Origin of the sequence: Bernardetia aquimarina, assembly GCF_042180575.1 — a bacterium.
GTDB lineage: Bacteria > Bacteroidota > Bacteroidia > Cytophagales > Bernardetiaceae > Bernardetia.
Genome location: NZ_CP170094.1, coordinates 3,940,813 through 3,959,865, shown reverse-complemented (window position 1 = coordinate 3,959,865; position 19,053 = coordinate 3,940,813). Strand labels below are relative to the sequence as shown.

Sequence of the window (19,053 nt, the reverse complement as noted above, 5' to 3'; positions counted from 1 at the left end):
TCCTATATTCTTGCTCATTTTAATCCTTTATAACATGAATCCATAATTTGATTTCACTATCCGAACACACATCATAAGCAATTACAAAATACATTCCACTAGGCAAGTTATCAGCATTCCAATCGTGCTTATAATCATCAGATTGATATACTTTTTCTTCCCAACGAGAATAAATAGACAGCTTTGCATTATCAGTTGGAAATACAAATGTGTCATTAAACCCATCGTTATTTGGAGTAATTACATTAGTAACATCTTGTTCTATAAGAGTTGGGTTTCTACCTTTTACTTCTGTCATATCTTCAAACTGACAACCAAACTCATCAACTACAATTATTTTATAGATTCCTTCTTGATTAACTAAAACTATCTCGTCAGTGGAAGTTTCTCCATTAGGAAATATCCATAAATAGCTTGTAAAAGCTTGGGAAAAATTCTCACTCAAAGATAATTCAATAGATTGATTGATACAGTTTAATTCAAAGTTCTCCTTGATTAAATCTTGCTCTGTTTGGTTAAATTGAACGTTTACAGTATCTGTAAAATTACAACCTGCTGAATTTTGAACTTGTAATGTATAAACTCCTGCTGCACTTGCTGTAATGGTTTGATTGGTAGAAGTTGTTCCATTTGGTAATGTCCACAAATAAGAAGTATAACCATTTGGTGCTGATAAAGTCGTTGTTCCACCACAAGGAAAAGAAAAACTATCAACTACTAAATCGGTAGGAGTAGAGTTTCCATCAATAATTACAGTTGTTGTATCTGTAAAATTACAACCTGCTGAATTTTGAACTTGTAATGTATAAACTCCTGCTGCACTTGCTGTAATGGTTTGATTGGTAGAAGTTGTTCCATTTGGTAATGTCCACAAATAAGAAGTATAACCATTTGGTGCTGATAAAGTCGTTGTTCCACCACAAGGAAAAGAAAAACTATCAACTACTAAATCGGTAGGAGTAGAGTTTCCATCAATAATTACAGTTGTTGTATCTGTAAAATTACAACCTGCTGAATTTTGAACTTGTAATGTATAAACTCCTGCTGCACTTGCTGTAATGGTTTGATTGGTAGAAGTTGTTCCATTTGGTAATGTCCACAAATAAGAAGTATAGCCATTTGGTGCTGATAAAGTCGTTGTTCCACCACAAGGAAAAGAAAAACTATCAACTACTAAATCGGTAGGAGTAGAGTTTCCATCAATAATTACAGTTGTTGTATCTGTAAAATTACAACCTGCTGAATTTTGAACTTGTAATGTATAAACTCCTGCTGCACTTGCTGTAATGGTTTGATTGGTAGAAGTTGTTCCATTTGGTAATGTCCACAAATAAGAAGTATAGCCATTTGGTGCTGATAAAGTCGTTGTTCCACCACAAGGAAAAGAAAAACTATCAACTACTAAATCGGTAGGAGTAGAGTTTCCATCAATAATTACAGTTGTTGTATCTGTAAAATTACAACCTGCTGAATTTTGAACTTGTAATGTATAAACTCCTGCTGCACTTGCTGTAATGGTTTGATTGGTAGAAGTTGTTCCATTTGGTAATGTCCATAAATAAGAAGCATAACCATTTGGTGCTGATAAAGTCGTTGTTCCACCACAAGGAAAAGATGATGAAGTCGGAACTAAATCAGGTGATGCAGGAGCTGCTAAAGTTATAGTAGTTTGTGCAAAAAAATCACAATTACTTGCATTTCTTGCTCTCAATGAATGCACTCCTACTTGTGAAGTTGTGATGGTTCGGCTTGTAGAAGTAGTTCCGTCAGGGAAAGTCCACAAATAAGAAGCATACCCTGTAGGTGCTGAAAGAGTTGTACTTGTTGCAGAACAAGGAATAGTGGTAACTCCTGAAATACTGACTGAACCTACACAACAAGTAGAATTTTTAGTTAAACTAATGCTACCTGTATTTATGGCATTTCCATTTCCTAGAGTTATTGGGGTTGTATTAAAAGTAATATTATTTATTGTTCCTGTGATGTCTTCAACAGGGTCTGTAAAATTAGTTTGATTACATTGCGTACTTGTGGCATTGTGCATTTTTACTACATAAACATCATTTTGTCCTGCTCCAAAACTAGCTGTTCTTCCAATAATTACAATTCCATTTCCATCATTAGTAAGCACTACACTTCTAGCTTCTTCAAATCCTGTTCCTCCAAATGCTTTACTCCAAAGATAACTTCCATTTATATCAGTACATAACACTAACATATCTCTATCTCCTCCTCCAACAGAAGAAGTATAACCTACAAAATAAAGTTTACTTCTATCAGCCGTAGCAGTCGCATAAAAAACTCGTTCTAATTGGTTTCTTCCAAATTTTTTCCTTTGTGTAATTGTTCCATCTTGTTGCACTTTACAAAAAGCCATTTCCAAATCAGAAGACATGTTTCTATAACTTCCTGCTACAATCGTTTCAGTAGCCGAAAAAGGCAAAATCACTCTAAATTCATCATTATCAGATCCTCCAAAACGTTTTCCCCAAACTTGGTCTCCATTTCCATCTATACAAGTAATTGCATTATCATACCTTCCACTTGGCGTTCCAGAGCTATTTCCACCATACGCTGTTGGCAAAATAAAATTTCCATTTTGAGTTTGTCTAATTCCTATGAAATATTGATTTACACTTCCTCCACTCAAACCTCCACCATGATAGGCTTTACACCAAATTATATTTCCTGTTGAAGAAAGATGCATTACCATGCCACTTCTATCATTTCTGTTTGAATCGAATGCAAAATATCCTGTTACCATATATTCTCCATTTGCTAACTCTAAAATATGTGTTGGAGCTACGTAATTAGAATAAGTATATATTTTCTGCCATTGCACTACTCCACTATCATCTGTTTTGATAAACAAAACTCTTTCGGCAGAGCTAGAACTTCTTGTAGTAGTGGCAGCTATAAGAAAACCATTATCACTTGTCTTGATAAGATGCCAAGCACTCTCATCTGTATTTGAATCTCCATAAGTACGTTGCCAAACTAACTCTCCATTTTCATCGATTTTTGAAAGATATAAATCTTTTCTACTTCCTGCTTGTATATCTCCTAAGATTACATACCCATCTCCAACAGCTAAAGCTGCAATTCCCTCTTGGTTTCCAGTTAATCCATACGTATTTTGAAAAGATTGAGCAAAAATATTAGAATAAGGAAGTAATAAAGTATAAAAAAGGAAAGTGAAGAAGAAAGCTCTCATATATTTTAGCATAGAAATTTAGCTCAGTAAAAAATATAAATAATCCACAAAATTACTAAAACATTCTCTAATGCTGACTATTTACACATCAAAACTTATTTCCTTACATCTACCCAAAATTTCATTTTCTGCCCCGTACATAAAATAATCAGAGTAGCATAATATGTTCCACTTGAAAGCTTTTTAGCATTCCAATCATTTTGATAATTCTCTGATTTGAAAACCATCTTACCCCATCTATCATAGATTACTAATGAAGCTCTTGAACCTTCTTGAAGAGGCAAAACTAAGTAATCATTTTTGCCATCACCATTTGGAGTAATTATGTTGGGTAAACTTGTTTCATCTATTGATTCTTGTACACAACATAAATTTTCACTCTCAAATTTAATTTCATTTTGCATCATCAAATTGCCATTGCCAAAAGAAGGAGTATATTCACTAAATGAAAATTCTTTTACTTCTAAATCTAGTGGAGTAAGAGTGTTTTTAACCTCATTAGCATTACAGTTCTTTTGAATAGTTTCTTTTTTATCATCAAAGTTCATTCGCACTACATAAACATCTTCTCCACCAAAACCAAAACTCTTTGTTTTGCCTACTAAAATAAACCCACTCTCATCGTTGGTAGCAATTACACAATTCAAAACATCATCCTCTTTTCCTCCAAAAGTTTGACTAGTAATATAATTTCCTTTTGAATCAATGATTAAAGCTAATCCATCTTTATTTCCATTACCAAAAGAAGTGGTCATTCCTGCCAAAATATGATATTTTTCTTTTTTTGTAGAAGCAATACCGAAAACACGTTCTACTCCTTGTTTTCCAAAATAATTAACCTTTTCAAACTTTCCTTTTTGATTTAAGAATGCAAAAACCATATTATAATTATTTGCTGATGTACGGTAATGTCCTGCTGCAATAAATTTATTTCCTTTTGAGGAAATAATAGCTTCAAAAGAATCATTATATCCCTCTCCAAAATGTTTTGCCCAAACTTGTTTTCCATTGCCATCTATACATGTAATGGCATGATCATAAAGCCCGTTAGATGTATATTTTCGATTTCCTATTGGTGTGGTAATCAAATAATTTCCATTTTTTGTAGCTGTTGCTTGTAAAAAATATTCATTTCCTCCAGATCCAGAACCACTATCATACGACTTTGACCAAATGATTTCTCCTTTTTCTGACAAACGCATTGCCATAGCATCTCTAGTATTTGTACTGACATCAAAAGCAAAATACCCAGTAATCAAAAAATCACCATTATCTAAAAGCAAAGCACTTGTCGGAACATTATAGACCTGATGTGTATATGTTTTTTGCCAAATTATATTACCTTCTTGATTGACTTTCAAAAATAAACTTTGCTGATTAGTAGGGTTATTTGATGTTGGGATTTCAGTAGTGGCACAAATCAATATATTATTATCTTTTGTTTTAATCATATCCCAAGCCACTTCATTTTGCTCATTTCCGTATTTTTGAGTCCAAAGCAAATGTCCACTTTCATCAATTTTCATTAAAAAAAGACTTGAGTTATTATCAAAGCTAGTCGTTGTTCCTAAGATAAGATATTCATCTTCAATAGCCACAACTTTTTTTGCTTCTTCATTTCCTCTCATACCATATACATACTCAAAAGAAGATAATTTTTCTGTCTGCGAGAATACATAATTACAAAAGCTATAGAATGATAAAAGCATAAATACAAGTAGTATTTTGCCTATTTTTAAAACTTCTCTCTTTAGAAAATTAATCGATTTCATCTAATTTGTTTTTTTTGAAAAGAAAACTACTAAAAATAAAACTCTCTTACAATTTTTTTCAAAGATTTTTAGAATAGAAGCTTTTTTTTATTAAAAATAATTTGTTTGAAATAACTAATCAAGTATTAATTTTTAAACACTTAAATTCAAATTTTTGGCATACAAAGATTAGTAAAAAAGTAGAATACAGTAATCAAAACCTATTCTCATTCATTCATTTCAACCTCAAAAAAACTTCCCCACTTTTTTTATCCTGTATTTGAAACTTAATTTTTGATTGAAGTTGAGTAGGAATAGATACATTTTGTCCCAAAATCAGAAAATCTAAATTATACTCTTTTATAAAAATAGTTTTTAAAGAATCTGTACAAACAATTTCTTTTTTAGGATTGTTTTCACGCAGCCAAATAGCAAAAACATCAGCTTCAATGGTCATAAAGGAAGGCTCTTTTTCAGTTTCGACACAAGCCATATTTAGATTATAGATACGTTTTATACCTGTTTTGAAAGCCAAATATTCCCCCTCTATTTCAAAACTTTCAATTCTATTAAAGACCAATCTAGCTTCATAGTCTTCTTTTTCATACCAAACTGCTCCTATTTCTAGATTTTCTTGTTTTCCGATTTCATTGAGATATTCTTGACTGTGTTCTTGTTGAAGGTATGTTTCTCTCCAAAACCAATGCAGCGTAAAAACGAATTGATACAAAAGCAAAAAACTGAAAAGCACTTTTACTTTGTTATTCAAATTATTTTTTAATTTAATAAAAAAATAAATTAATCCTACTTGTACAAATGGTAAAATAAAATTTCTGAGAAACTGAAACTTTTCTATGTGAAAAGGCAAGAGTAAATAAAAGAATATTGCTCCCAAAGTTGCTCCTACAAAAAATAAAAAGATAATTTGAATAGGTTGAAAAGTAATTTTATTGTTCTTAATTGGTTTGATTATTTTTTTAGTTACTTGTAAAAATTCGTTATAAAAAATAAAAACAAAAGGAATAAAAATGAGTACAAAATTAAAGGCATACAAAGTTACTTGTTTGAAAAAACGAAAAAACGTAGAACTGCTCTGACTAAGAAGCAAAACTGAAATGCTTTCATCAGCTACATTTTGCTCTGATTTGGTAAAATGATAAAAGCCCAAATAACATAGAGGAAGAAGGAAAAAAAGAACACTTTCTAATTTATATTTTTTCAAAAATTCTATTTTTTTTTGATAAAATAAAACAACTCCAACTACAAAAAGTCCTGCCCAACACGAAGCCCAAAGTGTTGGTGAAACAAAAACAAGGGTAAAAACCACCCAAATTATAGCCCGATAATTTTTATAAGAATAAAAGATAAAAGCTGCCACCCAAAAAAAATAATGTTCGGAAAGTCCTGTAAAAATGGTATTAGAAAGCCAATAAGTTGCTGAAAAAAGACTACTGTATTGATAAAAAGGAAAATAAATCCCACCCAAAAATAGCAAAGCAACACACCAAGCAAAAGCAGAAAAAGAAGGTTGAGAAGTATTTTTTTCTAAATTAAAACGCTCATAAATAGATAAAAACCCCACCCAAACACAAATTTGTAAAAGAGGTAAAGTAATTAGTGAATAAGCTAAATAACCTGAAATAGCAAAGAGTTTAGAAAAAAATGCAGTCAGCCACAATTCAAAAAAATGATAGGGAGAAGTTCCCAAAACAGCAGGTGTATCATTATGAAAAGCAAAAAAACTTTCATATTCAGAAGTCAATAATCTTTCAGACAAACGAGCGTAAAAAACAGAATCTTTTGAAGGAATACGAAATGGAAAAGTGCTAGTCAGTTCGAAAATATTAAAAACAAAAACAGCATTTAAGAGCCAAATCAATATACTTCCCAGAATCAGCAATAAAAATTTCTTCAAGTTATTTTTCTGAAATAATAAAAAACCATTCTTCACATAATTACTTTGAATCACAAAATACAATACCCCACATAGTATAGGAAATAAAAATACTTGAATACTTTCTCCATTCTTTGAGAGAAGAGAAGTCAAGACACTCAAAAAAGAAATCGTAAAAAAGAGAAACCAAAAAAGAAAAGTCATATTTTAGAAAGAAATTAGCTAGTTTTGTAGTGTAGTGCATCCTTTAGGGTGCGAAATAAAAAAAATCTGAAATTAGTGTGAAAAGTCTTAGCCATTCTCTAATAACTTCTATTTCTCTCTTTATCTTATTTTTTACAGTTTTTTTGAGTGTTCAAAATTCTGTGATGGCTTTGCCTGCCCTGCCTACGGTGGAATCTAGCTCAATTTATCAAACTTTGAGTGAAAAATGGCTAATTTATGATGAAGATTTGGAAAGTTATGTTCCTTACTTACCAACGGTTCATAGTCAGTACAGAGCCTTACATTTGATTTTTGATTTCAATAAAAACCTAGTTGATTATGAGAATAATTATTTAGGAATTGCGTTGCCCAAAGATGCAAAACTATTTTGGAATACTCGTTTTTCGTCCATTGTTACAGAAAAAGAATATGTAGAAATTTCGTTTGATAGTTTGATAAATTTATATTCTGATAAAGAAAAACATGAGAATTTTAATGGCTTTTTGATGCTGACTGTTTACCAAGAAAAACCTCAAAATCAAATTCTTGAGCCTTATTCTACTTATATCCTTACTCAGAAAAATAGTTTTAAGAAAATAGAAACAACTAAAAAAATAGAAATAAATCCTATTACATTACAAAAACCAAAATCTCCTGTACCTGATTGGATTTTGATGATAAACTGGTTTATGGTCGGAATTGTCGTTGTTTTTTCAGTAGTTGTGCATCCAATTATAGGAACAGAAGCCTTTGGAGAATCGTGGAGTTATTTTTTCAGACCAGCCAAAACATTCAAAAGAACTGAACTATTACCTCAAATTGGTTATGTTATTTATTTTAGTTTGGTAATGGGTTTTGTATGGATTTTCTATTACTATGTAGAACTCTACGGAACAACTACAAATAGCTATTTTCTTATCAAAAACAACTTGTTTTCTTTTGTTTTAAATTGGCTTTATGCTGCTTTTTGGTGTTTGTGTATTGCTGCTTTTAGATTATTTTGGATTCAACTAATGGGCAAACTCTTTTTCAAAAGCAGTCAGATTAGTGAGCAACATATACAAGCTATTACTTTAGGAAATACATTTGTGATGAGTGTAATTTTTGCAACAACAGTATTATTTTCTTTCTTAATTAATTCTTTTTATAGCCCTTCTTCAGATGCAATACTAACAGCTACAAATAGTTCTTTTCTCTATTATTTTGTTCTATTAGTAGTTCTTTCTATCCTAACTCACAGTTTATTAGTCAGTTATTATTTGTTTACACGAACAAATGCTGGTAAGTTGTATCTTTTTTCGTACCTTTGCGCCACCGAAATAATTCCCCTTTTGATAGTCTCAAAATGGATTATCTCAGTTTCTTAGTTTATTCTCAATTAAATCAGTCAATTTTAACAGTTTTTTAGATTAAATACAATTTTAAATTAAATTAATCAAATTACTTAGTTAGTAGTAGGCTTTTAATTAGGTTAGATGAACTTTTCTAGATTTTAGACTAATCTCTAAATCTGTATTTATAGTTTGCGTAAATATAAATTATTTTCTGAATAAATCACTCTTTAATGACTGATTTATTAACAAAATGAAAATGTTTAGTTTATGACAAACAGTTTTAGTCGTAGTTTTTAACAAACCAATTTTTGCAACGATATGGCAAACGAAGCGAATGCCTCACACCCAACACCTGCACCTAAGCAAATTCGTAGTGTATTGATTTCTCAACCTGCTCCTTTGACTGACAAATCTCCTTATCACGACCTTTCACAGAGGTACAATGTAAAGGTAGATTTTAGACAGTTTATTGAAGTGCAGCCAGTTTCTTTACGTGATTTTAGAAAGCAGCGTATCAATATTTTAGACCATACGGCAGTAATTTTCACAAGTAGAAATGCAGTAGACCATTTTTTTACGCTTTGTAAAGGGCTAAAAATCACTATTCCTGATGACATGAAATATTTTTGTGTCTCAGAACAAACAGCCATCTATCTTCCTAAATATATCAATCTTCGTAAGCGCAAACTTTTTGTAGGTGAGCGTACAGCAGAAGATTTAAACAAAGTCATTGCGAAACACAAGAAAGAAAAATTCTTATTTCCATGTTCAGATATTCGTAGAGATGATATTCCTTCTTTCTTGAGAGAAAATAATATTGAACACTCAGAAGCCGTCATTTATGCTACTGTTTCTAGTGATTTATCAGATTTGGAGAATGTAAATTATGATGTAATTGCATTTTTTAGTCCATCAGGAATCAAATCTTTATTTGATAATTTCCCTAAATTCAAACAAAAAACTACTCGTATTGCTGCCTTTGGTCCTACGACTGCACAAGCAGTTAGAGACCACAATTTGCGTTTGGATATTGAAGCACCTCTTCCGAATGCACCGTCTATGACAGGAGCAATCGAACAATATATTCGTAAAATGAAAGAAGAATTAGGGATTGAATAAGACAAAACAGGATTAAAATCCTGTTCAATTAATTAAAACCAAATTCTATTATATTAAAAACTCTCTTCTCAACATTCAATTTATTTGACTTTTTGAGAAGAGAGTTTTTTGTTTCTATTTAGGAAGTTGTTTTAATTTTTTCTCCAAATAATAGATTTTGACTTGACAAAAAGGCATTAATTTTCCTTTTTTTGAGGTATTTGCTTTGTCTATTTCATTCTCAATAAAGGATTTTTTCATTGGTTCTTTACTAAATTTCTGCTTAATCATCATTACTACAGCATCTATAACGCTTTTCCTTAAAACTTTTAATGGTTCTTCCGACAATTTAGCGATAATTTCTTAATTTAGCCTTTCTATGGATACTAACACAATAGCAATTTTATTAGGTTTTTCAGATTTTTCAGTAACGAAAATAGAATCTTCTCCACTTCGCTTAACTATTTATGGAGAAAGTAATTTAGCCGATTCTATTTGTCCTAATTGCTTGAAAAAGTGCAATAAAGTGACTTCTACTTCAGAACGTATTGTTCGTGACCGAAATATTTTAGACAAAGAGGTTTATTTACACTTAACTTCTCGTCAATTTCATTGTCAAGATTGTACTCGTTACTTTCAAGAAGTTTTTAGTTTTGTTTCTAAGCAAAAAAATCAAACTCATCGTTTGGAAAAATATCTTTATTTATGTTTGAAAGATAGCAGTTTCAAAGAAGTAGCTATCCGAGAAAACATACTTTGGGATGTTTTAGATGGTATTTTTAAAACCTATAGTAAACGTGAGATAAAAAAACACCTAGATTATTTTCCTCGACGTTTAGGTATTGATGAATTTGCTTACAAAAAAGGAAAAAAGGAATATGCTGTTGTTTTAGTAGATTTAGATACAGGTCAAGTTTGGGATATTTTAGAATACCGTAATAAAGAGTATTTAAAAGCCTATTTTTTATCCAAAGGCGAAGTTTTTTGTACTAGTATAGAAGTATTTTCTTGTGATATGTGGGAGGGATTTTCAAATACAGCAAAAGAAGTATTTCCTAACGCTGATGTAGTAATAGATCGCTTTCATTTTTTTCAGCATTGTAATAAAGTGCTAGATAGCATTCGTAAAGAATTACGACGAAAAGATGATAAAAACGTTCATTTCAAGCAAATAAAATGGCTTTTATACAAGGCATGGAAAGACCTTACTTATAAAGAAAGACGAGTTTTACTTAAAGCGTTTAGGTTTAGCTCAACGCTTAGACAGGTGTATTTTATGAAAGTGGAATTACAAAATATATTTAATACTGATTTGAGTAAACAAGAAGCTAAAAAACTACTAGACCAATGGATAGAAGAAGCTCAAAAAATAAATCATAAGGCTCTAAATAGATTTATAAATACGTTTAATTCTTGGAAAAATGATATTATTAATTTCTTCAAAGATAGATATTCTAACGGAATAGTAGAGGGAATTAATAATAAAATTAAGACCCTCAAAAGGAGTGGGTATGGGTTTAGAAACTTTCAAAATTTTAGATTGAGAATGATAGTCAAATTCATATAATCGCTAAAAAGTCGGAAGAGCCCTTTTAATTCTTCAACATTTAGATTTAAAATGTCTTCTAATTCATCTCGTACTTCCTCACTTTCAGAGGTCATTTCTCCACTTGCTGTATATTTGAGTTTTTGTAAAATATGTTTTCTTGAATTTTCATGTGGAGCAAGAAATTTTAATTCTTCATTTTTTTTCAATGTATCACAATGAGAAATATTTTCATTAGTTTTTCCTTTACAAACACCCAACAAGTTATCATAGTCTAATTGAAGTTCAGGATATTTATTTTTGTCTTTTGGCTTATAATGTTCAATCTGCATTCCATCAAAGTCAATTCTTTGCATACAATAACAACAAATATGACCTTGTTCTTCTAATAAACTATGTTTTAAATCATCCATAACATGTTTATCCAAATCGACATATTTTGGTAACGGAACTGTTTTTTTTGTTTCAATTAATGATTGTGGCTGTTGTTTCTTTTTTATAAAACGCATTCTTTCAGTCTAGTTTTTTAGTTCTAAAATTTAATCTTCTATAAAATCTATCATTGTTTGCGCTCTCAAAATCTCTGGGTCATTTTCTCCAAAATCCTTTATAAGTTCAGCTAGTTTTTTATTTGCTTCTTCTATATTTTCATCATCAATCAATCTATACAAATCATCTAATTTTTGAGCATATTCTTTCGGACGTTCAGCAACATTCATAAAATCTAATAGAATACTTTGATAACTTCTACCCTTCGTATGAATATGTGCATTACTCACTTGTCCGTTTTCGGTAAGCATAAATACGTTTTCTTTTTCCAAATAAGGAATAATAAGTGGCGAATGAGTGCTAAAAACAAAAAGCGTATTAGGAAAATACTTATTCAAAACATTCATCAAATTAGCCTGTACTTGTGGGTGTAAATGAGGGTCAAGTTCGTCAATCAAACAAAAAGCTGGATAAGTTTGAAAGTCTTTTTTTCTACCCAAAGCATGTAAACCATAAACTTCCTGCATACGCTGCAAAAGTCCACCAATCCAACCAATAATGGTATTAAAACCTTGACTTACCAAAGAAATAGGAATTCCATTTTCAGCAAGTTCTGTGCAAACCCAAACTTCACTATTTTCTCTCACTTCTTTAAACTTAATTTTTTGGTCTAAAAGCTGTGAAACAATCTCAAAGACTAAATTAATGGTTGTTCTTTCAAGAATTTCAGTTTCTTTTTTGGTAGAATTTTCCTGCCTATTTATACGAACTTCTTTTTCATTTGCCTTTGCATACAAATCAATAATCCAACGAGAAAAATTACTCAAACGTCCGTCGACTTCATTATGAACCAAAGGAAGTAAATCAGAAACGTGTGGACGAAGTTGTCTATTTGTTTCTTTGTTTCCATTTGTTCCTCGTTCTCCACGAAGCTGCGAAAAACCAATAATCAAAGATTCTAAAAATGACTCATCAAGAAGCGCAAAATCTCCTTCCTCTTTCCATTCTAATTTGCCGTCTTTAGCAACAAGACAAGAAACTTTATTATATTCTTTTTTATTGTCGATTAAATAATGGAGTTCTATAAAAGCATTTTCTCGCTGAATAATTCCATTTTCTAAACCATATATTTTTACCAAACTATTCAGTTTGTCTAGTTCTAGTGATTTTGAAGAAATTCCAATTAATCCTAAAATGATAGCTCTTAAAATAGAAGTTTTTCCTGTTCCATTTGTTCCAATAAAACAATAGGCATTCTGATTGCTTTCTTCGAAATCAATTTTTAAATCGGAGAAATGACCTATATTTTTCAAAACTAATTTTTCTAGCGTAACATTCGGAAAATTGGTCTGCAAACGCTGATAAATAATTTCTTCTAATTGTTCTGTATTTTCATAAAACGATACATTTTCTTCTTCTCTTAGTTTGTTATGCGTTTCCAAAACCTGTGGCATTTTGGCAATGTTCATTTTATCGCCTGTATGCTTTTTAATATCTGCTAGAAAAATAAAAATCTGTTTTTTCTGTTTTTTTGCTTCCTCCAAAATCTCAAAAATTTCATTATCATTTTCTGATTTATCCACAGGAGAAACCAAAACCAATGTAGAAATAGCTTTTTGTTCTTGTAATTCTTTTACTGAATGAATAGAAATGATATTTTTTATTTCTGATTCTTTTTTGAGTTTTTGTATGAAGTTTTCGAATTCTTTTTTGAATAGGGAAGTGTCTGTGTAGATTAGAATTTCTTTCGTTGAAAGTCTTGGTTTATGAGTTTGGTTTTCTACTTCATTATCCATAAAGAATAATATTGTTTCTTCCGATGCTCCGAAACCTTTATAACGTGGGTCTTCTATTCTGTAATCTCTTTCTTCTTGATTTTTGAATGAGAACTCTGTTTGAAGAATATTTGTATCTACTGTTGACATGTTGAAGAACACACTCTCACCTCTATCATCTACTTTTTTTATATTTCTTTCAAAAACAATTTTTTTATTCTCAAATAGAAAAAATAACACATCTCTAACAGTCTCAATAGGTGTATTGACTAACTCAAATAAATAGCTTACTTCGACAATAATATTCTTTGATAATAATATTTTAGAAAAACTATGTTCTTTTTCTATTGATACAATTTTGTCTGTACTTATTATAGTATTATTCATCAAAAAAATCGTCTTAGACTTTTTCAATTTTAGTAAGCTAGTAATAGCTTCAAGTTGAAATACACAATCCGTTATACTTATTACTGAAACATTATTTACTTGAATCGCAGCATTTAATGATAATTTATTTTTAAATATACATTTGTGTATTCCAATTCCTCTATCACTTTCAATATGTATAAAATTTTTCAAAACTGATCGCTCTTCAAAACGTATGTTACTTATATTAAGAACACCACTTTTTATTGAAATTACACTAAAACTATTACTTTTTAGGTTAGAAAAAACTACGCCTTTTTCACCTATTATATGGGTAACCCCTACTCTGTTTACAATTATTTCAACTTTATAATAACCCTTTTCTACTAAAATAGTAAGGTCTTGTTGTGATTCTTCGAAAAATAAAGCCTGTTCAATACTCTCATAATCGCCACTTCCATCTTGTGCGACGACAACAGTTTTAAATTTTTCAGTATTTTCTATATTGTTATCTTCTTCGTTCATTAGTTTTATTTTTTTATTTAATCAAAAATACACAAATTCATCAAAAAAAATAGGCAGCTTTCAAAAAAACTACCTAAGAACAATTACGAATTAAAAATTACGGATTACGAATTTAATTCATTGATTATCAGATAATTGAATGTTTTAAAATAGCAGTTTATTTAATTCTTATTCCCTACTTCAAAATTGTTTTACAAAAACAATTAAGAAACAGAATTTTATTTACATTCGTAATTTTTAATTCGTAATCCGTAATCCGTAATCCGTAATTGATTCTTACGCCGAAGGATTCATAACCACACTATAAACGGTAATAGAGTTCAATTCTCTACCAAAATAAAGTTTGTCTAGTGCTTCGTACATATTTCTTGCACGAAAATACGAAGTTTGTAATTCTCGCTGCCCACTATCTTCCTTCGAAACCCACTGAATAGTATAAGAACTATCACGCTCACGGTAGTTGCGAACGTACTCAAACATTTTTTTGAGTGCATCTAATTTGTCTGTTCCATGTTCGGTATGAAACAAAAAAGATTGATTGTGGCGAGGATTAACTGTAATTAAATTTAATTTTACAGTTGTACCTTCTTGTGAATAATCAAAAATAAGACTTCCATCAATTCCCAAATGGTCTTCTATGCCTTTCTGAATGCGTGCAGATTCTACGTGTATGTCGTTTGGTGTCATTTTTTTATGCTTTTATTTAACCTTGATTTTTTACGAATATGTAAAATTAAGAAAATCAATGAATAGTTTCTTTGCAGTTATCAAATTAAGTTCTACGTTTATCAATTATCTTATCGTAAAAAAACTAAAAAGTTGTATTTTGTAGTCTATCTAAAACTTAATTTATTATTTTTTTACCCAAATGAACGAATTACCAATATCTATTTTAGAAAATAAAAACCTTGAAAGCCTCATTTTGGGAGATAATTTTGAAGCTGATAAAGAATTTGGGCAAAGTCAAGAGTTTTATGACGGAAATTGGGAACACGAAAATCAACTTGAAAAAGTAGATGTATCTGATTTCAAAAAGCTAAAACAGTTAGATTTGAGAGGAAATAGACTAAAAAAAATTGAAATACACGACCTGCCTTTTCTTGAATCTATTAATTTAGAAAGAAACTGGTTGAGTGAAATTTCATTGAAAAATTTACCTCAATTAAAATACCTCAATTTGGTTTCCAATCGTTTTGTAGAACTCCAAATTAGAGATTTACCTGCTTTAGAAGAACTTAATTTGAGTAAAGGAAGACTAGAAACAATTTATTTAGAAAATTTACCTCAATTAAAATTACTCAAGCTAAATACTAATCGTCTTTCAAAATTAGAACTCAATGATTTGCCTAGTTTACAAAAATTAGAAGCAACTTACAACCTTCTAAAACATTGGAAAGGATATAATTTGCCTTCATTAGAAGAGGTTAATTTTGATAACAATCGTTTTCACAAGATAGAATTTAAGAACCTAGAAAACCTACGACAAGTAAATATTTCTTACAATTTACTGGAGGAACTTAGCCTAAAGAACCTTGTTCGTTTGACTAATTTTTATGCCTTTAGAGCTGATATAATTGATTTTGAAGTTGAATCTTCTCAACTACCCCAACTTTCCACTCTTGGACTTTCAAGGAATAAACTCAAAAAACTTGAATTGAAGAATTTACCTCATTTAGCTGTAATTTTTGCTGATAAAAACAGAATAGAAGAACTAAATTTGGAAAACTTACCCAGTCTGCAAAGAATTTCAATAGAGAGAAATAAATTAAAAAATGATTCTTGGAAAGAAAAATTATCTTCTCAAATAAAAGTTTTTGAATAAAAAATAAAGGTTCTCTGACAATTTTTGTCTTTTTGATAATTTTAAACGTAAAATTAATTCTATTTTGTATTTTGTTCAAGTCTGTACCAAAGGTCTGACTTGGACAAAATAAGCCTTTTCAGAGCTTTAAATAATTATTTTAAACTGGTCAGACCTTCGGTACAGACCAATTTAAAATACAAAATAGTTTTTAAATAAGAAAGGAAGGTGCAAAAATTGTCAGAGAACCAAAATAAATTGGTTCTTTATGATTTTAGTTGCAAATGTTTAAATTAGCATTTATTTTCTCTTTATTACAAATATCATTTTTATGGATAGTGTAATTGTTTTTGATGAATTATTACATATTGTCGCTCCTTTTCATATTCGTCAAATTGATAAAGATGAATTAGCCAAAAAGGTTCATGTTTATGTTGAAGTTTGTTCTACTTACCGTCCTTCTGCTTTTGAAGACTGGCGTATTCATAGCTATAAAGATAGAGAGTGGGAGCATTTAAATATTTTTGAATATCGCTGTTTTATTCATTGTAAACTACCTATTTATCAAAACAAAATTACTAAAGAAACTTCTCAACTTAAAGTAGATTTTTCTAGAGAGTTTTCTCGTTTTACTCTACTTTATGAGCAAAAAGTAATGGATTTACTAAAAATATATCATTGTTTTCAAAAAGTAGCTAAACAACTAGGTATTTATACACAGCGAGTGGAACACATTTATCACTATTATACGCAAGACTTAAATGAAAATCCACCTCTAGGAGCAGTTAGAAAAATAGGAGCAGATGAAACTTCTACTAAAAAAGGACATGATTATATCACTTCTTTTATAGATATGGAAACTTCAAAAATAATTGCAATAGAAGATGGGAAATCAGGGGCTACTTTTGAGCAATTAGCTCTACACCATCCTAATCCTAATACAGTAAAGGAGATTTCTATTGATATGTCTCCTGCTTTCATTAGTGCAGCCAATGAATATTTTCCAAATGCAGCTCTTACTTTTGATAAATGGCATGTAATTAAGTTATTATACAAACACTTAGAAAAGTTAAAGAAAACACCAATTTATGATAGTCTAGTACTTAGTATGGAAAAACTTGAAAGTTTTTACGAGAACAAATCAATAGAAGAAGCCAAAGCACAATTACTGTTTATGGCTGATTTTGCAGAAGAAATAAAACCCAAAAATCCATTCACAAAGACAATATATCGTCATTTTGAAGGTATTATAAATTACTTTTCTTCTAAACTAACAAATGGTATTTTAGAGGGAATTAATTCAACTATACAGGTAATTAAAAGAGTAGCTAGAGGATTTAGATACACTCATAATTTCAAGAAAATGATACGATTTATTTTTAGTGATAAAGTGTATTTGCAACCGAATTCATAAAGAACCAATAAATTCATTTTTTATGAAAAATCAAGACGAAGCCGAGCGAAGAATACAAGAAAATAAATCTACATTGAATACCCATTTAGATTTATCTGAATTAGAATTAAAAGAACTTCCAACATCTATTTCAGAATTAAAACACTTGATTTTTCTGAATGTAGAAGGAAATAAACTGGAAGAATTGCATTTAAGAGATTTCCCCTTTCTATCCAAAGTAGTAGTTTATGATAATCCTATCAAAAAACTAATTGTAGAGAATTTACCTAATTTACTGGAGCTTGAAGCAGATGAATTAGAAAAATTGGAAATGATTAATCTACCTTCTTTAAACTCATTACAGTTAACGAGAACAAAACTAGACACACTCAACCTTTCAAGTTTTGAAAATCTGAATTATGTCAATTTAGAACATTCTACTATCAAAAATTTAATTTTGAATGATTTGCCTAATTTATGGTTTATCAATGTAAAACAAACTCTTCTCAAAGAACTCATTTGTAAAGACTTATCTCATTTACAAGTTATTGAAGGTTATAAATCAACACTAGAAAAAGTAGAAATACAAAATCTACCCAATTTAGAACATTTGTATCTTCCAGAAATGCAACTCAAGGAATTGAGTATTGAAAATGCACCTCATTTGAGATGGCTCAATTTAGCTAAAAATCAGCTTACTCATTTCAAATTACAAAATCAAGATTATTTAGAAACGCTTAATTTATCAAAAAATCGCCTTACAAAGCTGGATATTTCGCACCTAAAATCATTGGAAAAATTAAATTTAGATAATAATCATCTGACTTCCCTTTCAATTACTGATTTTCCGTTCTTAGATTTCTTGACAGCAGAACACAATCAAATCAAAAAATTAGAACTCAAGAATCTTCCTCGTGCAAATTATGTACGTATGTGTTACAATCAAATTGAAAATGTAGAAGCCTTTTCATGTGATTATTTAAGTCACCTCAATCTTGCTAGAAACTCTGTTAAAGATTTTCGTTTTTTTGAGTATTTACCTCATTTGGAACATATTACAACAGGAAATGATGTTTGGGGATATGTAAAAGTTGAAGACTTTAAGGAGGAACTTAGAAATAAATAAAGCTATAAAGAATGACACAAAACGAACTTACCAAAGTTATTTTTTGGCAATTAATCGCCTTTGCAAAACTAGAAGAAAACCCACAAACTGAATTTTCTACTTCTCCTATTTTATTTGAATTTGCTAAAACACAAGGAATAAAAAATACAATAAGCGTTTTCAGAACTTTAGAAATGTATAATTTTCTGTCCACAGAATCGCCTACTTTCCAAACTATTTCCCTCACTCAAAAAGCAATTTCTTTGAAACAACAAGAAGATGTAAAGGATAAAATAGATAAAAATAATTGGGCTATTTTTTTAGCAGAAGAAGATGAAAAACACCAAGTTGCAAAAGAGTTGAGAAATGAAAATGAGTTCTTAAAAATTTTGATAAAATAAAGTTGATTTGTAGGCTTTCAGAGGGCTTTTTTACGTTATTATACTATCCATATTGAACCACAAAAAATATTGCCAAATTACCTATTTTTTCGTAACTTGCAGAGTTGTTTTTTAGGGAAAAAATATCAAAAAAAACAACTTGCAAATAAGTAACTGA

The 19,053-nt window shown here is 30.0% G+C and carries 14 protein-coding genes; 7 read left to right on the top strand and 7 right to left on the bottom strand.

The annotated features are described in order from the left end of the window. Positions 1–19: 19 nt before the first annotated feature. From ACE193_RS16980 to ACE193_RS16970, 3 genes are all read right to left on the bottom strand, one after another. A complete protein-coding gene (locus ACE193_RS16980) occupies positions 20–3,214 on the bottom strand; it encodes a gliding motility-associated C-terminal domain-containing protein (protein ID WP_375559416.1) in 3,195 nt (1,064 codons plus the stop codon). Positions 3,215–3,309: 95 nt separating this feature from the next. Continuing rightward, positions 3,310–4,923, bottom strand: coding sequence for a gliding motility-associated C-terminal domain-containing protein (locus tag ACE193_RS16975; RefSeq protein ID WP_375559415.1), 1,614 nt, complete (start codon positions 4,921–4,923; stop codon positions 3,310–3,312). A 277-nt stretch (positions 4,924–5,200) separates the two neighbouring features. Then, positions 5,201–7,063, bottom strand: a complete 1,863-nt coding sequence (locus ACE193_RS16970) for a hypothetical protein (RefSeq protein ID WP_375559414.1) — start codon at positions 7,061–7,063, stop codon at positions 5,201–5,203. A gap of 77 nt (positions 7,064–7,140) precedes the next feature. On the opposite strand from ACE193_RS16970, the gene ACE193_RS16965 reads away from it, so the two are divergent. Both ACE193_RS16965 and ACE193_RS16960 read left to right on the top strand, forming a co-directional pair. Continuing rightward, positions 7,141–8,430, top strand: coding sequence for a DUF4271 domain-containing protein (locus tag ACE193_RS16965; protein WP_375559413.1), 1,290 nt, complete (start codon positions 7,141–7,143; stop codon positions 8,428–8,430). 285 nt (positions 8,431–8,715) lie between these two features. Then, the gene (locus ACE193_RS16960) at positions 8,716–9,516 is read left to right on the top strand and encodes a uroporphyrinogen-III synthase (protein ID WP_375559412.1); all 801 of its coding nucleotides are present in this window, start codon (positions 8,716–8,718) and stop codon (positions 9,514–9,516) included. A gap of 114 nt (positions 9,517–9,630) precedes the next feature. Here the strand turns inward: ACE193_RS16960 and ACE193_RS16955 are convergent, their stop codons facing one another. Further along, the gene (locus ACE193_RS16955; protein ID WP_375559411.1) at positions 9,631–9,756 is read right to left on the bottom strand and encodes a hypothetical protein; all 126 of its coding nucleotides are present in this window, start codon (positions 9,754–9,756) and stop codon (positions 9,631–9,633) included. A 118-nt stretch (positions 9,757–9,874) separates the two neighbouring features. On the opposite strand from ACE193_RS16955, the gene ACE193_RS16950 reads away from it, so the two are divergent. Beyond that, positions 9,875–11,062 (top strand): ISL3 family transposase, encoded by a 1,188-nt coding sequence (locus tag ACE193_RS16950; RefSeq protein ID WP_375558606.1) that lies wholly within the window; start codon positions 9,875–9,877, stop codon positions 11,060–11,062. Here ACE193_RS16950 and ACE193_RS16945 read toward each other — a convergent pair. The 3 genes from ACE193_RS16945 to ACE193_RS16935 form a co-directional block, all read right to left on the bottom strand. Next, on the bottom strand, positions 11,023–11,550 hold the full coding sequence (locus ACE193_RS16945) for a retron system putative HNH endonuclease (RefSeq protein ID WP_375559410.1): 528 nt from the start codon (positions 11,548–11,550) through the stop codon (positions 11,023–11,025). The two genes, ACE193_RS16950 and ACE193_RS16945, sit on opposite strands and share 40 nt — an antisense overlap. 30 nt (positions 11,551–11,580) lie before the next feature. Continuing rightward, positions 11,581–14,196: an AAA family ATPase gene (locus ACE193_RS16940; protein WP_375559409.1), complete on the bottom strand. Its 2,616-nt coding sequence runs from the start codon at positions 14,194–14,196 to the stop codon at positions 11,581–11,583. Between the two features lie 276 nt (positions 14,197–14,472). Next, complete coding sequence (locus tag ACE193_RS16935) at positions 14,473–14,883, bottom strand: hypothetical protein (protein ID WP_375559408.1); 411 nt, start codon at positions 14,881–14,883, stop codon at positions 14,473–14,475. A 181-nt stretch (positions 14,884–15,064) separates the two neighbouring features. On the opposite strand from ACE193_RS16935, the gene ACE193_RS16930 reads away from it, so the two are divergent. The 4 genes from ACE193_RS16930 (at position 15,065) to ACE193_RS16915 (ending at position 18,896) form a co-directional block, all read left to right on the top strand. After that, positions 15,065–16,018 carry a leucine-rich repeat domain-containing protein gene (locus tag ACE193_RS16930; protein WP_375559407.1) on the top strand — a complete coding sequence of 318 codons (954 nt, stop codon included), beginning with the start codon at positions 15,065–15,067 and terminating at the stop codon, positions 16,016–16,018. Between the two features lie 310 nt (positions 16,019–16,328). Then, on the top strand, positions 16,329–17,411 hold the full coding sequence (locus tag ACE193_RS16925) for a transposase (RefSeq protein WP_375558860.1): 1,083 nt from the start codon (positions 16,329–16,331) through the stop codon (positions 17,409–17,411). Between the two features lie 22 nt (positions 17,412–17,433). Then, positions 17,434–18,516 (top strand): leucine-rich repeat domain-containing protein, encoded by a 1,083-nt coding sequence (locus ACE193_RS16920; RefSeq protein WP_375559406.1) that lies wholly within the window; start codon positions 17,434–17,436, stop codon positions 18,514–18,516. A gap of 11 nt (positions 18,517–18,527) precedes the next feature. After that, positions 18,528–18,896 carry a hypothetical protein gene (locus tag ACE193_RS16915; RefSeq protein ID WP_375559405.1) on the top strand — a complete coding sequence of 123 codons (369 nt, stop codon included), beginning with the start codon at positions 18,528–18,530 and terminating at the stop codon, positions 18,894–18,896. Positions 18,897–19,053 lie beyond the last annotated feature (157 nt).

Bases quoted from the DNA above. Each gene is read 5' to 3' on its own strand.
- ACE193_RS16980 (WP_375559416.1), bottom strand. From the start codon at position 3,214: ATGAGAGCTTTCTTCTTCACTTTCCTTTTTTATACTTTATTACTTCCT.
- ACE193_RS16975 (WP_375559415.1), bottom strand. From the start codon at position 4,923: ATGCTTTTATCATTCTATAGCTTTTGTAATTATGTATTCTCGCAGACA.
- ACE193_RS16970 (WP_375559414.1), bottom strand. From the start codon at position 7,063: ATGACTTTTCTTTTTTGGTTTCTCTTTTTTACGATTTCTTTTTTGAGT.
- ACE193_RS16960 (WP_375559412.1), top strand. From the start codon at position 8,716: ATGGCAAACGAAGCGAATGCCTCACACCCAACACCTGCACCTAAGCAA.
- ACE193_RS16955 (WP_375559411.1), bottom strand. From the start codon at position 9,756: ATGAAAAAATCCTTTATTGAGAATGAAATAGACAAAGCAAATACCTCA.
- ACE193_RS16950 (WP_375558606.1), top strand. From the start codon at position 9,875: ATGGATACTAACACAATAGCAATTTTATTAGGTTTTTCAGATTTTTCA.
- ACE193_RS16945 (WP_375559410.1), bottom strand. From the start codon at position 11,550: ATGCGTTTTATAAAAAAGAAACAACAGCCACAATCATTAATTGAAACA.
- ACE193_RS16940 (WP_375559409.1), bottom strand. From the start codon at position 14,196: ATGAACGAAGAAGATAACAATATAGAAAATACTGAAAAATTTAAAACT.
- ACE193_RS16935 (WP_375559408.1), bottom strand. From the start codon at position 14,883: ATGACACCAAACGACATACACGTAGAATCTGCACGCATTCAGAAAGGC.
- ACE193_RS16930 (WP_375559407.1), top strand. From the start codon at position 15,065: ATGAACGAATTACCAATATCTATTTTAGAAAATAAAAACCTTGAAAGC.
- ACE193_RS16925 (WP_375558860.1), top strand. From the start codon at position 16,329: ATGGATAGTGTAATTGTTTTTGATGAATTATTACATATTGTCGCTCCT.
- ACE193_RS16920 (WP_375559406.1), top strand. From the start codon at position 17,434: ATGAAAAATCAAGACGAAGCCGAGCGAAGAATACAAGAAAATAAATCT.
- ACE193_RS16915 (WP_375559405.1), top strand. From the start codon at position 18,528: ATGACACAAAACGAACTTACCAAAGTTATTTTTTGGCAATTAATCGCC.